The following is a 14,665-nucleotide window of genomic DNA, read 5'->3' as shown; positions in this document are numbered from 1 at the left end:
AGCGCTGCGGGTGGACCTGACGGTCAGCCGGTCAGGCCCAGTGCCCACTCGTGCAGGACACCTGCGAACTCCGTCGATTCCGGCAGCGGCACCAGCGGGTCGATGCGACTCGGCGGGAACGGCCCGAGTTCGTCGAGGAGATGGCTGGCGTTCGCCAGGTGCGCGAATCGGAGTTCGGTGTGATCGAGTGCGTCGCGCAGTGCGCCCACCTGATCGCAGCTGATGTTCAGATCCTTGTCCGAGCACGTCACCAGAACGTGCGTGCCGTCACCGATTGCGGCGGCGAGTGCCGGTGGGTCGAGCGCATCCGCCTCGGCGAGGAAACGGGCGTTCGCGTGGACGAGCCCGATGCTCGCGAGGAGAGGGTCCGGATTCGCGGGCAGTCGGCCCGTCTGGCGCAGGCTCTCGATGCTCTCCCGCAACGTCGTGCGTGCGGCGTCGGCGTCGGAGATCGGCAACTGCCCTGACCGGACCGCCGCGTCGAGCTGGGTGTTCAGCTGGGCGGTGAGCAGGTCGAGGTACCGAATCGGAAGCGGAGCGAGTAGTGCGAGACCGCCGTGCGCGATGCCGCGGGCGGTCAGTTCGAGTGCGGTGAGCGCGCCCTCGCTGTGCCCGACCACGGCCAGACGGTCGACGGGTACCCCGGTCCGGTCGGCGAGCAGCTCCGCGGCGGCCTGAGCGTGGTCGGCCTGGGAGGTGAACCCGTACTCGGGGAGCCGGTCCGGCGACAGTCCGGCGAGGCCGGTGGCGCCGCTGCCGAGTTTGTCGAATCGGAGGCTGGTGATGCCCTGCGCGGCGAGGTCGTCGGCGATGCGTCGCATCGTGTCGGCCTTCAGTCCGGTCTGGCTGCCGTTGCGGTCGGTGGGTCCGCTACCGGGCAGGAGAAGTACCGCGACTCCCGGCCGCGAGTGGACCGGTGTGCGCAGGCTGGCGTGGAAGGTCAGTCCGTCCGAGTCGAACGTCACCTCCGTGTCGGTGCCCGACTGCGCGGCGCTCGATCCGACGAACGGAAGCGGCATGCGGGTCACCGCTGCCGCGGGAGCCACCCCGGTGGAGGTCGACAGGAGTGCTGCGAGGGCAGCGCCCGTCAACCATCGTCCGATCGTGTGCATTGCTACCGACTATAGGTGGGGTTACGGCCGGCGCCCGAATCCACCCGCGTCACCGCGGCCTGGGCCGGCGGAGGCCGAGCCGCGAGTACGAGCGCTTGTCGCTCGTCGTCACCCGCCGGATCGCGCGGCGTTCGGCGGGCTTGACGTCCCACACCTCGGGGCGGGCGGCGACCCAGCGCTTCGACCGCACCGCGAACGGAATGTGCGCGAGGTACGCGACCACCAGGACGATCAGCAGCACGTACGGGTACGTGATGAGCGCTGCGCCGGTGAGGGCGACGCCGACGAGCAGTGCCGCCGCCATGCGCCGCGGCACCGAGAACGACTTCATGGCGAGCGTGGGGATGCGGCTGACGATCAGTGCCGCGGAGAACACGGTCCACGCGGACACCGCCCAGAACGAGGACCACCAACCGTCGCCCCACTGCTCGTACGCCGCGAGCGGGGTCAGCGCGATGAGCGCGCCCGCGGGTGCGGGGACGCCGACGAAGAACTCGGTCGTGTACGACGGTGCGGTGTCGTCGTCGAGGAGGGTGTTGAACCGAGCCAGCCGGAGCACGATGCTCACCGCGTAGACCAGGGCGACGATCCAGCCGGCGTTGCTGCCGTCGAGGAGCGTCACATACAGCACCAGTGCGGGCGCGACGCCGAACGAGATCGCGTCCGCCAGTGAGTCGAGCTCGGCGCCGATCTTGCTGGTCGCGTCGAGGAGCCGGGCGATTCGTCCGTCGAGGGAGTCGAGGACCGCCGCGACACCGATCATGGCGAGCGCGATCCCCAGTTCGCCGCCGAGGGCGAACTTCACGGCGGACAGTCCGCTGCACAGGGCGAGGATCGTCAGGGTGCTCGGCAGCAGCAGCAGGCCGCTCGACGCCACGCGTCGCGGCCTGCTCGTGACCACCTCGCGTGGGCTCACGGCAGTTGCGCCAGGACGGTTTCGGCGCCGACGGCCCGCTGTCCGCGCTCCACCAGGAGAGTGCTGCCTGCCGGGAAGTACGTGTCGACCCGGGACCCGAACCGGATCAGCCCGTAGGTGTCGCCGATCGGCAGCCGGTCACCGACGCCTGCGTCGCACACGATGCGGCGCGCGAGCAGGCCGGCGATCTGCACGACTGCGACCTCGTGGCCGTTGTCGGTGCGCAGCAGCATCGAGTTGCGCTCGTTGGCCTCGCTCGCCTCCGCGAGATCCGCGGACAGGAACTGGCCGGACCTGTGGACGACCTGCAGCACCTCGCCCGCCACGGGGCTGCGCTGGACGTGGACGTCGAGGACGGACAGGAAGATGCTGACCCGCGGCACCGGCTGGTCACCCATGTTCAGCTCGGCGGGCGGTACCGCGGAGTCGACGAGCGCGACCTCGCCGTCGGCGGGGGAGACCGCCACGTTCACACGGTTCGGCGGGACGCGGTGCGGGTGCCGGAAGAAGGCGGCACAGGCGCCGGACGCGAGCAGCGCGGTGTTGCGGATCCAGGGGCGGCGCCTGCCGAGCGCCGCGACGCCGAGTGGCGCGAGAACGAAGGGTAGCCCGGCGGGGTGCAGCGGTGGGATCGTCGTCTTGACCAGGTCGATCACGTGTGCAAGGCCGGTCGGCTGCGGAGTGCCGATGGGGGTGGGGCGGCGGGCCACTGGTTCCTCATCTGATTCGGTGACGGTGGGGGCGCCCGCACGCGGTGGTGCCGTTCGCGGGCACTGCAAGGTTAGGCCACATCGGAAGGTTCCCGCTCCGCCGTCCTCGCCCGCCCCGCGGCACCACCGCCAGCGGTGCTGCTCGCCGTCAGCGGGCCGAGCTGGTCGCCGCCTCGGTCTCGCTCTTGATCCGGGACAGGGTGAGGTTCATGCCCGCGATCATGTCGACCTCGAAGCCCGGGGTGCCGCCCATGAACTTGTCGACGAGGAACGAGGAGACCTTCGTGGTGCCGGTGGGGGCCTCACGCCGCTCGGTCACTCGGGTGCCGGTGCCGGTCGCGGTGAGCTCGTAGGTCCAGATGGTGTGGTTCTCCGTCACGCGCCACGCGATGGCCCGGTTCGGTTCGAATCGGACGACCTTCGACGTGGTGGGCCACACGAGCAGGCCCTTCTTGTTCACGTTGACGGTCCGGCTGCCCTGCCGGACGGGTCCGCCGAGTACCTTCATCACCTTGCACTGCGGGCTCCACTTGCCCATGCGCTCGAGGTCGGACACGACCTTCCACACCGCCTCGGGGGTGGCGTCGATCTCGATGCTGGCTTCGAGGGTGTTCGTCACAGAAGACTCCGGTTCACTGAATGTATACGGTACCGACGGTCACACATGGTTTCCCGGCCGCGACCGTACGTCAAGAGGGAGGCTCGGCGGTGTAATGGCGTGAGTGTGCCGGGCGATGAACAGGGTAGCCATGCCGTGGTCGGCCCAGAGCCGACAACCATCCCCGGAGCTCATCGTGAAACTTTCCGTCGCACTTCGATCCGCGCACCACGCCGACGCTGTTCCGATGCTGCCCACCGCCCGGACCTGGCGGCGTCGCGAGACCTGGCCCGCGGAGGGGCTCGAACGGCTGCTCACGCCCCGGGAAGTCGACGACCTCGTACACGGACACTTCATCCGATGACTCGTCGCCGCCGGGTCCTGCGCTCCGCGGGCATACTGATGTCGTGACCGTCGGCATCCTGTTCGACATCGACGGGGTTCTCGTCACCTCGTGGCAGGAGATCCCCGGTGCCGCGGCTGCGCTCGAGGCGGTCCGCCGCCGCGCCCACCCGCTGGCCTTCCTCACCAACACCACCTCGCGGACCCGCGCCGAGATCGCCGCGGCGCTGCGTGACGGCGGCATGGACGTCACCCCAGACGAGATCGTCACCGCGGCCGCGCTGACCGCCGAGTACCTGCGTGCGGCGTACCCCGGCGCCCGGTGCCTGCTGGTCAACCACGGCGACATCACCGAGGACCTGTCCGGCGTCCGCCTCGACGCCGACGATCCCGAGGTCGTCGTCCTCGGTGGTGCGGGGCCGGAGTTCGACCACGCCACCCTCAGTCGCGTCGTCGGTCTCATGCAGCGCGGGGTGCCCGTGGTCGCGATGCAGGGCGGGCTGTCCTGGGCGACCGCCGACGGCGTCAAGATCGACACCGGCGCCTATCTCCCCGGGCTGGAGGCCGCGGGCGGCGGCCGCGTGACCGTAATCGGCAAGCCCGCGCCGACCGGCTTCACCGCCGCGGCGGCGCTGGTCGGCGTCGATCCGGAGAACGCGATCATGGTCGGAGACGACGTCGTCAACGACGTGCTGGCCGCGCAGTACGTTGGGTTCACCGGGGTGCTGGTGCGGACCGGGAAGTTCCGGCAGGCGGCCCTCGACGCCGCCCCGGGGACCCCGGATCACGTCGTCGACTCGGTCGCCGATCTGCCCGCGTTGCTCGACGCGCTCGCCGGCGAACCGGGCGCGGTCGGCTGAAGCGGGCGAAGCCCGCGCTCGCGGTGCCCGTCATTGGGTACGGTCGACGGCACCGTCGTTCACCGTTGCCTTCGTCACGGTCCTGTCGGTCACCGTCCAGTCTCACTCTGTCCTGAGGAGTTTCGTGCGCACCGTGTTCCGTTCCCGTTCTGTTTCCTCTTCCCCCCGCCGCCTCGCGCGCACCGGCATGTCGATCGCGGCAGGGCTCGCGGTCGTCGGCGGGCTCGCCGTCGCCGGGACGGGCGTCGCATCGGCGACCCGCGTCGACTGCGTCTCGCCGCCGATCGCGAACGACATCCGCGTCGACGGCCAGGCCAGTTGCGGCGCGACCGCCACGCTCGGCGGTGTCGCGAACTCGGGTGCGATCGACAGCGGCACCGCGGTGAGCGTCGCCAACGGCGGCACCGCGAACACCTTCGCCACCGGTTTCGGGGTCGCGCTCAGCACGTCGAAGGTCGCGGGTCAGGCGAACGCGTTCGCGATCGGCGGCGGCATCGCGCACGCCCGCACCGACAACGGCAACGTCACGCTCGCGCTGGCGGGCTGGGGCTCGGGCGCGACCGCCGAGTCGGGCGGCGTCAACTGCGTCGGACCGCTGTCCTTCGCGGTCAACGTCAACACCGGAGCCTTCTGCCTGATCCGCTGACGACGTGCTGGTCGCGTGAAGGTCGGGTGCCCGCGGCGGACCGCCGAAACCTTGCACTCACCCCGGGTGAGTGCTAAAAATGCACTTGGCACTCGCAACTCGTGAGTGCCAGGTCGGGACGGTGAGACCGGGAACCATCGACACCCCTGGTCGTCCGTCGCGGGCACCGAGCCTGGCCATGTGAACGGGGCGTCCTCGCGGTCGCCCTGCGAGCAACTGAGGCGACCCGACGAGCGGTCGCCTTGCGTGTCACCCCCAATCCGGAGGATCACTTCGCAATGGCCAAGATCATCGCGTTCGACGAAGAGGCCCGCCGCGGCCTCGAGCGTGGCCTGAACAGCCTCGCCGACGCCGTCAAGGTGACGCTGGGACCCAAGGGTCGCAACGTCGTGCTCGAGAAGAAGTGGGGCGCCCCCACGATCACCAACGACGGCGTGTCCATCGCCAAGGAGATCGAGCTCGAGGACCCCTACGAGAAGATCGGCGCCGAGCTGGTCAAGGAGGTCGCCAAGAAGACCGACGACGTCGCTGGCGACGGCACCACCACCGCCACCGTCCTCGCTCAGGCGCTCGTCCGTGAGGGTCTGCGCAACGTCGCTGCCGGCGCCAACCCGCTGGGTCTGAAGCGCGGCATCGAGAAGGCCGTCGAGGCCGTCACCGCCAAGCTGCTCGACACTGCCAAGGAGGTCGAGACCAAGGAGCAGATCGCTGCCACCGCCGGTATCTCCGCAGGCGACGCGTCCATCGGTGAGCTGATCGCCGAGGCCATGGACAAGGTCGGCAAGGAAGGCGTCATCACCGTCGAGGAGTCCAACTCCTTCGGCCTGCAGCTCGAGCTCACCGAGGGCATGCGCTTCGACAAGGGCTACATCTCCCTCTACTTCGCCACCGACGCCGAGCGTCAGGAAGCGGTCCTCGAGGATCCGTACATCCTGCTCGTCAGCTCCAAGATCTCCACGGTCAAGGACCTGCTGCCGCTGCTCGAGAAGGTCATCCAGGCCGGCAAGCCGCTGCTGATCATCGCCGAGGACGTCGAGGGCGAGGCCCTGTCGACCCTGGTCGTCAACAAGATCCGTGGCACCTTCAAGTCCGTCGCCGTCAAGGCTCCGGGCTTCGGTGACCGCCGCAAGGCGCAGCTCGCCGACATCGCCATCCTCACCGGTGGCGAGGTCGTCAGCGAAGAGGTCGGCCTCTCCCTGGAGACCGCAGGCATCGAGCTGCTCGGCCAGGCCCGCAAGGTCGTCGTCACCAAGGACGAGACCACCATCGTCGAGGGTGCAGGCGACGCCGAGGCCATCGCCGGTCGCGTCAGCCAGATCCGTGCCGAGATCGAGGCGTCGGACTCCGACTACGACCGCGAGAAGCTGCAGGAGCGCCTCGCGAAGCTGGCCGGCGGCGTCGCCGTCATCAAGGCCGGCGCTGCGACCGAGGTCGAGCTCAAGGAGCGCAAGCACCGCATCGAGGACGCCGTCCGCAACGCGAAGGCTGCCGTCGAGGAGGGCATCGTCGCCGGTGGTGGCGTGGCCCTGCTGCAGTCCGCTCCGGTCCTGGACGACCTGAAGCTCGAGGGCGACGAGGCCACCGGTGCCAACATCGTCAAGGTTGCCCTCGAGGCGCCGCTCAAGCAGATCGCGTTCAACGCCGGCCTCGAGCCCGGCGTCGTCGCGGAGAAGGTTCGCAACCTGCCCGCAGGCAGCGGCCTGAACGCCGCCACCGGTGAGTACGAGGACCTGCTCGCCGCCGGCATCAACGACCCGGTCAAGGTCACCCGCTCGGCGCTGCAGAACGCTGCGTCCATCGCGGCTCTGTTCCTCACCACCGAGGCCGTCGTCGCCGACAAGCCGGAGAAGGCCGCCCCCGTGGGCGACCCGACCGGCGGCATGGGCGGCATGGACTTCTGAGTCCGGCCCCCGGGGCCTGATCGGCCCCACCCGGTTCCAGCGAGGCCGGCCCACCTTCGGGTGGGTCGGCCTCGTGCCGCAGGTGCGCCGGGTCCGCGATGTGCGCAGTTCGTGCGATGTCGGACATTCGTCCACAACTTCGGCGAAACTTTGGACAACCGGCCCGGTCTCGGACACACTGTGAGCGCGCACCCGATCGTCGCGACCCCACGAGATCACAGTGGGGTCGCAGTTCTGTAACGGACGCGCATCGAGCACCGACACACCACACAGCGCAACACGACACATCACACAAGGTGGGGATATGCCCAAGTTCCGTGGATCCGGCCGCCGGTTCGGTCGCATCGCGGCCGTGACCGCCGCACTGACCGTCCTGCCCCTGCTCGGCGTCAGCGGTGTCGCGAACGCCGCGCCGAGCGCGGTCGCCCCGAACGGCTCCTCCCTCGAGCGTGTGGACGGCACCGGCCGACAGGTCACGGCGTACGTGTACTCGGTGTCGATGGACAAGACCATCCCGGTCAAGATCCAGATGCCCGCCGACCTGAACGCCGAGCGGCCGACCCTGTACCTGCTCAACGGCGCGGGCGGCGGCGAGGACTCCGCCACCTGGCAGCGCCGTACCGACATGGCATCGTTCTTCTCCGACAAGAACGTCAACGTCGTCACCCCGATCGGTGGCGCGTTCAGCTACTACACCGACTGGCAGAAGGACGACCCGGAGCTCGGCCGCAACAAGTGGACGACCTTCCTGACCCAGGAGCTCCCGCCGATCATCGACTCGGCGTTCAAGGGCAACGGCACCAACTCGCTCGCCGCGATCTCCATGACCGGCACGAGCGTCCTGAACCTCGCGATCTCGGCCCCGGGCCTGTACAAGAGCGTCGCCGGCTACAGCGGCTGTGCCGAGACCAGCACCCCCGCCGGCCAGGCGTACATCAAGGTGGTCGTCGAGTCCCGTGGCGGCGGCGACACCGAGAACATGTGGGGTCCGACCGACGGCCCCGGCTGGGTCGAGAACGACCCGGTCGTCAACGCGGAGAAGCTGCGCGGCACCGAGATCTACATGTCCACCGGCAACGGCCTGCCCGGCCCGCACGACACCGTCCAGAAGGCCGGCAGCGTGAACTCCCTCGCCAACCAGGTCCTGCTCGGTGGCGCCATCGAGGGTGCGACCCTGCTGTGCACCAACAACCTGTTCAAGCGTCTGAACGAGCTGAACATCCCGTCGACCTTCGACTTCCGTCCGAACGGCACCCACTCGTGGGGCTACTGGCAGGACGATCTCCACAAGTCGTGGCCGTGGATCGCCAACACCATCGGCCTGTGACACCCGGCCCGGTGAACCGGGCCAACTGAACAAAGGCACCCACGACGGCGCCGGTACCGCACTCGCGGGGCCGGCGCCGTCGCGCTGTGTCAGGCACTGCACGCGGGACCGTACCTGCGGGAGAATGTCCCCGTGCACGCGAACGGGGCGTTCGACGCCGCGGCCGGACCGCGACGAGCCGAGGTGCTGGCGGCGCTGTCGCTGGCCGTCGACCTCGGTCTCGGTCAGCCGATGGAGCACATGCTGCGGTCGTCGCTGATCGCCTGCCGGCTCGCGGAGCGCGTCGGGGTCCCCGAGTCGGATCGGCCCGCCGTCTACTACGGCACCCTCGTCGGCTGGATCGGGTGCCACGCGGACTCCCACGAACTCGCCGCGCTCGTCGGCGACGACATTGCGTTCCGTGCGGACACCTACGGGATCGAGATGGTCGGCTGGCCGATGCTGCGGCTCATCCTGCGTCACGCGGGCGAGGACCAGGGCGCCTTCCGGCGGGGGCTGACCGCGGTGACGGTGGGGTGGACGGCCCGCTCCCGGGTCACCGCGCTGATCACCTCGCACTGCACGTCGGCGCGGGTGCTCGCGGCCCGCGCGGGACTCGGCGACGGCGTCGTGGACACCCTCTCCTACGCCTTCGAACGGTGGGACGGACGCGGACTGCCCGCCGGCGCGTCCGGTGACGCGATCCCGATGGCGTCGCGTGTGGTCGCCGTCGCCGACGTCGCCGAGGTGCACCTGCGGACCGCGGGACTCGGCCGGGCCGTCGAGGTCGTCACGGCACGCAGCGGGCGGCAGTTCTGTCCACAGGTGGTGGACGCGTTCGTCGCCGACGCCGCCGCGATCACCGACGGGTTGCTCGAGTGCGACGTCTGGTCGGAGGCGGTGGACCGGGCCCCGGACCGGGATCGGCGCCTCACGCCGGACGAACTCGACACCCTGCTCGCCGCGATGGGGGAGTTCGTCGACTTCAAGTGCCCGCACCTGCTCGGCCACTCCCGCGCCGTCGCGGAGCTGGCGCGGGGTGCGGCCCGTCGTCGCGGGATGTCCGAGGCCGATCAGCGCCTGCTGTTCCGGGCCGGTCTCGTGCACGGACTCGGCCGGATGGGGGTGTCGAACCGGATCTGGGACAAGGCCGGGACGCTGACCGCCGCCGACTGGGAACGGGTCCGGCTCTACCCGTACCTGACCGGACGAATCCTCAGCCGGGTCACCGGCCTCGAGGACGTGGTGGCCGTCGCGGCGGCCCATCGGGAGCGGCTCGACGGCAGTGGGTTCCCACGCGGCACCACCGCAGCCGATCTCGGTCCTGCGGCCCGGATCCTCGGGGCGGCGGATGGCTACCAGCGGCGGCTCGAACCGCGACCGGCACGGCCCGCGATGTCGGCAGACGAGGCGGCGGAGTCGTTGCGGCGGGAAGCTCGGTCGGGCCGGCTCGATCCCGAGTCTGTGGACGCGGTCCTCGCCGCCGCGGGACATCGACCGACGCGTCGCACCCCGTGGCCCGCCGGGCTCACCGATCGCGAGGTGCAGGTGCTGCGGATGGTCGCGCAGGGCAGCGCGAACCGCGACATCGCCGCGGAGTTGTACATCTCGGAGAAGACGGTGCGCAACCACGTGGAACGCGTGTACGGCAAGCTCGGCGTCCGCAACCGCATCCAGGCCTCGCTCGCCGCCATCGACCACGGACTCGCCGGGCACCCGGCCGGAGTCGGCCACTGAAAATTGGGGCCGATGCCCCATGACACCCACTGCGGTGCGGAGCAGGCTCGACGGTATGAACGAGAACACGAGCAACCCACACAAGGCCGTGATCAGTCTGACCACCGGGCTCGAGGACCCCGAGAAGGTGACCGTGGCGTTCCTCGTCGCGGTCGGTGCCGCGGAGGAGGGCCGTCCGACGCTGATGTTCCTGACCAAGGAGGCGGTCCGGCTCGCCGTCGAGGGCGTCATGCAGGGCGTCGCATGCGACGGTTGCCCGTCGCTCCCGGATCTCGCGAAGCGGTTCGAGGTCGCGGGCGGACGCCTGCTGGTCTGTTCGATCTGCTTCGACGCCAAGCGCCTCGACCAGGGCACGCTGGTGTCGAACGCGGAGATCGGAGGAACGATCCCGATGTGGCGCTGGATCGGTGACGGCTGCGCGACGACGTTCAGTTACTGACGCGCGACGAACCCCGTCGGCCCCGAACCCTGTCGACTCGGCCGCGGAGAGGCGACTATTGAGGTGTGGAGACGATTCCGATTCAGATGCCGGACGGGACCGAGCTGCCGGTCCGGTTGTTCGAGGGCCGTGCCGGGATGCCGGTCGTGGTGATGTTTCCGGGACTCGGCGTCCCCGGGGGGTACTACGAGAAGTTCGCGGAGGCGCTGGTCGAGCACGGTTTCAACGCCGCGATCGGGGAGCTGCGCGGGCAGGGTGACAGTCGCCCGCGGCCCGGCCCCGACAGCACCTACGGCTATCAGGAGCTGGCATCGGTGGACTACCCGGCCGTGTTCGAGGTGGTGCGGGAGCGGTTCGACGAGAGCACTCCGTACCTGCTCGGGCACAGTATGGGCGGCCAGATCGGGGTGATGTACGCGGCGCGGATCCACGGGCATCTCGGCGGGCTGATCCTGGTGGCGTCCGGGTCACCGTTCCACCGCGGGCACGGCGTCGTGCGCGGGGCGGGCCTGTTCGTCGGATCGGCGGCGATGTCGGTGACCGCGAACATGGCGGGGTTCTGGCCGGGGGACCGGGTGGGGGGATTCGGCAGGCAGTCCAAGGTGTTGATCTCGGACTGGTCGAGGTTCGCCCGGACCGGCCGGATCGAGCCGGTGGGCGCGGACGTCGACTACGAGAAGGAGATCGGCGAGCTGACGCTGCCGGTCCTGTCCATCTCGGTCCAGGCCGACGACCTCGCCCCGAAATCGGCGATCCGGTACATGGTCCGCAAGTTCCCGAAGGCGGACGTGACCACCTGGCATCAGGATCAGCCGCTCGGCCACAACGGATGGATCCGCAACTGCGACAGCACGGTGGACCGCGTCGTGGAGTGGCTGCGGGACCGGGAGTGACGTGAGGCCCGATGCCCCCGGATCCCGAGTTCCCCGACGACGCAGCGCCCACTGCGCGCGGAGACGCTGCCGCTGATGCGGACGGCCCGCCCACGGAAGTCGGGGTGGCGGCCCTGATCGGGCCGGGTGGAACGGGATCGGACGGGACCACCCGGTCGGGCGGCGGACCCAGCTCCGGGGTCGTCGTCGACACCGGCGTGGCCCGGCTGGTCGCGGAGTGGGAGGAGGGCGACGGCCCGCCCGCCGACCTGCGCGACTACCTGCCCGACACCGACGCGATCCGGCGCGCAGCGCTGATCGAACTGGTCATGGTCGATCTCGCCTACCGCTGGATCCGGGTGCGCACGCCGAAGCGGATCTCCGACTACTGCCTCGACTTCGGGGAACTCCTCGCGGGACCGATACCGCCGGAGCTGATCTACGAGGAGTTCCGGGTCCGCCGGCTCGCCGGCGAGAAGGTGAGCGCCGAGGACTACGTCGCCGAGTTCCCGGAGCAGGCGGAGCGCTTCGTCTGGCTGCTCGAGCACGACCCGCGTTCCGGCGCCGCCTCCCCGTCGGCCCTGCCCGACGGCGAGGATCTACGGGTCGGGGGACGGCTCGACGACTTCGACCTGGTCGCCGAGCTCGGGCACGGCGCGTTCGCCCGGGTGTTCCTGGCTCGGCAGACCGCGATGCGGCGGTGGGTCGCACTGAAGCTGTCCCGCAACGTCGGGGTCGAGCCGCAGACGCTCGCCCAGCTCGACCATCCGGGCATCGTCCGGGTGTACGACCAGCGGGTGCTCGAGGACCGCAGGCTGCGGGCGCTGTTCATGGAGTTCGTGCCCGGGGGTACGTTGCTCGACGTGGCCCGACTGGCGCGGGTCACGCCACCGGAAGGTCGGAGCGGGCAGCTGGTGCTGGACTCGATCGACCGCGAACTGGCCCGCAAGGGGGTCGCCGGGCCGGGGGAATCCAGCATTCGTGACGAGCTGTCGACGCTGACCTGGCCGGAGACAGTCGCCTGGATCGGGTTGCGGCTCGCGGAGGCGTTGGAGCACGCCCGTGAGCAGGGAGTGCTGCACCGCGACGTCAAGCCGGCGAACGTACTGCTGACCGCGGAGGGAAGCCCGAAGCTCGCCGATTTCAACGTCAGTTCCGGCGACACCGTCGCGGTCCCGGGCTCGACGGGTGTGGTTGCGGGGTCGCTGGCGTACATGTCACCGGAGCAGCTGGCGGTGTCGGCCTCGGGGACGTCCGGAGTTGCGGTGGACACCCGGATCGACACCCGCAGCGACATCTACTCGCTCGGCGTGATGCTGTGGGAGCTGCTGACAGGGGAGCGCCCCTTCCCGGACGAGGAGACACCGGCGGCGGCTCTCGCGCGGCGCCGCGCGGGGGTGCCGGAGTCGGTCGCGGCGCGGCTGCCGGACGACTGCCCGGTCGCATTGCGGCGGGTCCTGCTGACCGCGCTGGAGCCGCAGCCGGAACGCCGCTGGTCGACCGGACGCAAGCTGGCGCGGCAGTTCGCCCTGTGCCTCGATCCCCGCGCCCGCGAACTCGTCGACCCGCGGCCCGGCAGCAGACGGTCGACGGCGGTGCGATGGGCGCTCCCGATCGTCCTCGCGTCGATCGGCATCCCCAACCTGCTGGCCACCGGGTACAACTACTACTACAACAGGGAGACGATCGTCGCCCGGCTGGCACCGGCCGCGCAGCAGAGCCTCGATCAAGTGCACCTGGTGATCGGGCTGATCGCCTTCCCGCTGGCGGCGCTGCTGATCGTGTGGTGGTGCCGGCCCGCGATCACGGTGCCGCGGCGCGTGCAGGCCGGTGGCGTGGTGGACGCGCGGACGCTCGCGAACGCCCGGCGCGCCACCCTCGACCTCGGCCACCGCTCGGTGATCGTCGCCTTCGCGATGTGGCTGGTCGCCGGCATCGTCTACCCGATCACCCTGCATGTCGTCGCGGGCGGCATCCAGGGGGCCACCTTCTCGCAGTTGGTCGCGTCCCTGGCGGTGTGCGGCGCGGTCGCCGTCGCGTATCCGTACTTCATCCTGACCTACTTCGCCGTCCGCAGCCTGTACCCAGTCCTGCTTGCGCACGGGGAGATCGGCAGCGGTGACGGCCGCGACCTGCGGGTTCTCGCCGTGCTGTGTACCCGGTATCTCGCGGTCGCGGCCTCGGTTCCGCTGGTGGGCGTCGCGGGGCTCAGCTTCGCGCGGGCGGGCAGCGGGCACGTCGAGGTGACGGTCCGCCTGCTGTGCCTCGGCGGCATCGTCGGGTTCATCCTCGTGTACCAACTGTTCCGGCGGATCGAGGCGGACCTGCGGGCACTGCAGCGCGTCGTCATCCTTGGCTGACACCCCTGGAGCAGAGCACCGCGCTGGGCCGCGACTGTTTCGAGAGCAGGCGGATGACCGCCCGCTCGATCACCGCTCGCTCGGCGTCCTCGGAGCGCGAACGTCTCGCCCTCGTCAGTGCGGGCACGATCGTGCGGTCCGACTCGTAGGCGGCGACGACTCGCGGATCGACGTACGACGCCCGAGCAACCGCCGGAGTGTTCCCGAGGACCTCACCAACCTCGCGCATCACCTGCGCCGCCGTGCGTGCTCGGCGCGCAGCAGGGAACGGATGGCCGTCGCCACGGCGTCGTCTTCGATCGCGAGTACGCGCTGGACTCCGCTCTTGGCCGGGAAGTCGAGCCGGATCTCGTCGCCCGCGACTCTCACGTGCTCCCGCAGCAGGGTGGCCACGCCACGAGACCCGTGCTCCTCGACGTACTGCTCACCCCCGATGCGTAGGACTTCGCGGTCCAGGAGGCGCAGCGCGACGCGGTCCCGGCCGCGCCCCCGCCGTCGCAGGTCGTCGTCCACCCGCTCGCGCCATTCCGGTAGCCGCGCTGCGAGTATCAGCACACGGTCGAACTTCTCCTCATCGCGTTCCTGCCGTCACTGCTCGTGGTACAGGTACTGCCGCCGCCCGGCAGCATCGATCCCACCGCCTGAATGTGGCCGTTGGCATGAGGGCCGATCCACACCTTTCGTCACGCAGGCGGAACGGCGAGCGCCTCGATGCGTGCCCGGTCTTCGTCGGAGATCGACGTGGTTCCGTCCGCTGCCTCATACGAGAACCCGTTACCGCGCCGGCGTCGTCGGATGCCTGCCGCGTTCGGATCGCTTCGCCGCATCCGCATCGTCACGAACCTCCCGGGTGTTCTGCACGACAC

The 14,665-nt window shown here is 70.3% G+C and carries 13 protein-coding genes and 1 pseudogene; 9 read left to right on the top strand and 5 right to left on the bottom strand.

Annotated elements, in window-relative coordinates:
- Positions 1–23: 23 nt before the first annotated feature.
- The 4 genes from ACFSJG_RS23375 to ACFSJG_RS23360 all read right to left on the bottom strand — a co-directional run bounded on the left by ACFSJG_RS23375 (position 24) and on the right by ACFSJG_RS23360 (position 3,357).
- Positions 24–1,112: an alpha/beta hydrolase gene (locus tag ACFSJG_RS23375; RefSeq protein WP_378487613.1), complete on the bottom strand. Its 1,089-nt coding sequence runs from the start codon at positions 1,110–1,112 to the stop codon at positions 24–26.
- A 49-nt stretch (positions 1,113–1,161) separates the two neighbouring features.
- Positions 1,162–2,028, bottom strand: a complete 867-nt coding sequence (locus tag ACFSJG_RS23370) for a CDP-alcohol phosphatidyltransferase family protein (protein ID WP_378487612.1) — start codon at positions 2,026–2,028, stop codon at positions 1,162–1,164.
- A complete protein-coding gene (locus ACFSJG_RS23365) occupies positions 2,025–2,738 on the bottom strand; it encodes a phosphatidylserine decarboxylase (protein WP_378487611.1) in 714 nt (237 codons plus the stop codon). The genes ACFSJG_RS23370 and ACFSJG_RS23365 overlap by 4 nt, the downstream gene beginning before the upstream one ends.
- A gap of 148 nt (positions 2,739–2,886) precedes the next feature.
- A complete protein-coding gene (locus ACFSJG_RS23360) occupies positions 2,887–3,357 on the bottom strand; it encodes an SRPBCC family protein (protein WP_378487610.1) in 471 nt (156 codons plus the stop codon).
- 175 nt (positions 3,358–3,532) lie between these two features.
- On the opposite strand from ACFSJG_RS23360, the gene ACFSJG_RS23355 reads away from it, so the two are divergent.
- From ACFSJG_RS23355 to ACFSJG_RS23315, 9 genes are all read left to right on the top strand, one after another.
- Positions 3,533–3,700: a hypothetical protein gene (locus tag ACFSJG_RS23355; protein WP_378487609.1), complete on the top strand. Its 168-nt coding sequence runs from the start codon at positions 3,533–3,535 to the stop codon at positions 3,698–3,700.
- A 43-nt stretch (positions 3,701–3,743) separates the two neighbouring features.
- Positions 3,744–4,538, top strand: a complete 795-nt coding sequence (locus tag ACFSJG_RS23350; protein WP_378487608.1) for an HAD-IIA family hydrolase — start codon at positions 3,744–3,746, stop codon at positions 4,536–4,538.
- A 133-nt stretch (positions 4,539–4,671) separates the two neighbouring features.
- A complete protein-coding gene (locus tag ACFSJG_RS23345; RefSeq protein ID WP_378487929.1) occupies positions 4,672–5,184 on the top strand; it encodes a DUF6764 family protein in 513 nt (170 codons plus the stop codon).
- A gap of 278 nt (positions 5,185–5,462) precedes the next feature.
- Complete coding sequence (gene groL, locus ACFSJG_RS23340) at positions 5,463–7,085, top strand: chaperonin GroEL (protein WP_378487607.1); 1,623 nt, start codon at positions 5,463–5,465, stop codon at positions 7,083–7,085.
- A gap of 304 nt (positions 7,086–7,389) precedes the next feature.
- Positions 7,390–8,412, top strand: a complete 1,023-nt coding sequence (locus tag ACFSJG_RS23335; protein WP_378487606.1) for an alpha/beta hydrolase — start codon at positions 7,390–7,392, stop codon at positions 8,410–8,412.
- A gap of 132 nt (positions 8,413–8,544) precedes the next feature.
- Positions 8,545–10,128, top strand: coding sequence for an HD domain-containing phosphohydrolase (locus ACFSJG_RS23330; RefSeq protein ID WP_378487605.1), 1,584 nt, complete (start codon positions 8,545–8,547; stop codon positions 10,126–10,128).
- Positions 10,129–10,183: 55 nt separating this feature from the next.
- Positions 10,184–10,567 carry a DsrE family protein gene (locus tag ACFSJG_RS23325; RefSeq protein WP_378487604.1) on the top strand — a complete coding sequence of 128 codons (384 nt, stop codon included), beginning with the start codon at positions 10,184–10,186 and terminating at the stop codon, positions 10,565–10,567.
- A gap of 65 nt (positions 10,568–10,632) precedes the next feature.
- Positions 10,633–11,460 (top strand): alpha/beta hydrolase family protein, encoded by an 828-nt coding sequence (locus tag ACFSJG_RS23320; RefSeq protein WP_378487603.1) that lies wholly within the window; start codon positions 10,633–10,635, stop codon positions 11,458–11,460.
- Between the two features lie 11 nt (positions 11,461–11,471).
- Positions 11,472–13,799, top strand: a complete 2,328-nt coding sequence (locus tag ACFSJG_RS23315) for a serine/threonine-protein kinase (protein WP_378487602.1) — start codon at positions 11,472–11,474, stop codon at positions 13,797–13,799.
- Here the strand turns inward: ACFSJG_RS23315 and ACFSJG_RS23310 are convergent.
- Positions 13,786–14,632, bottom strand: a pseudogene (locus tag ACFSJG_RS23310) (DNA topoisomerase IB). The gene ACFSJG_RS23315 and the pseudogene ACFSJG_RS23310 sit on opposite strands and share 14 nt — an antisense overlap.
- Positions 14,633–14,665 lie beyond the last annotated feature (33 nt).

The organism is Rhodococcus gannanensis, assembly GCF_042681175.1.
In the GTDB taxonomy this organism is placed as follows: Bacteria; Actinomycetota; Actinomycetes; order Mycobacteriales; family Mycobacteriaceae; genus Rhodococcus_G; species Rhodococcus_G gannanensis.
The sequence above is the reverse complement of the archived record's forward strand: the minus strand, read 5'-3'. Positions and strand labels throughout refer to the sequence as shown.

Excerpts from the sequence above, each read along its gene's own strand:
- ACFSJG_RS23325 (WP_378487604.1), top strand. The coding sequence starts at position 10,184 with ATGAACGAGAACACGAGCAACCCACACAAGGCCGTGATCAGTCTGACC.
- groL (WP_378487607.1), top strand. The coding sequence starts at position 5,463 with ATGGCCAAGATCATCGCGTTCGACGAAGAGGCCCGCCGCGGCCTCGAG.
- ACFSJG_RS23375 (WP_378487613.1), bottom strand. The coding sequence starts at position 1,112 with ATGCACACGATCGGACGATGGTTGACGGGCGCTGCCCTCGCAGCACTC.
- ACFSJG_RS23315 (WP_378487602.1), top strand. The coding sequence starts at position 11,472 with ATGCCCCCGGATCCCGAGTTCCCCGACGACGCAGCGCCCACTGCGCGC.
- ACFSJG_RS23335 (WP_378487606.1), top strand. The coding sequence starts at position 7,390 with ATGCCCAAGTTCCGTGGATCCGGCCGCCGGTTCGGTCGCATCGCGGCC.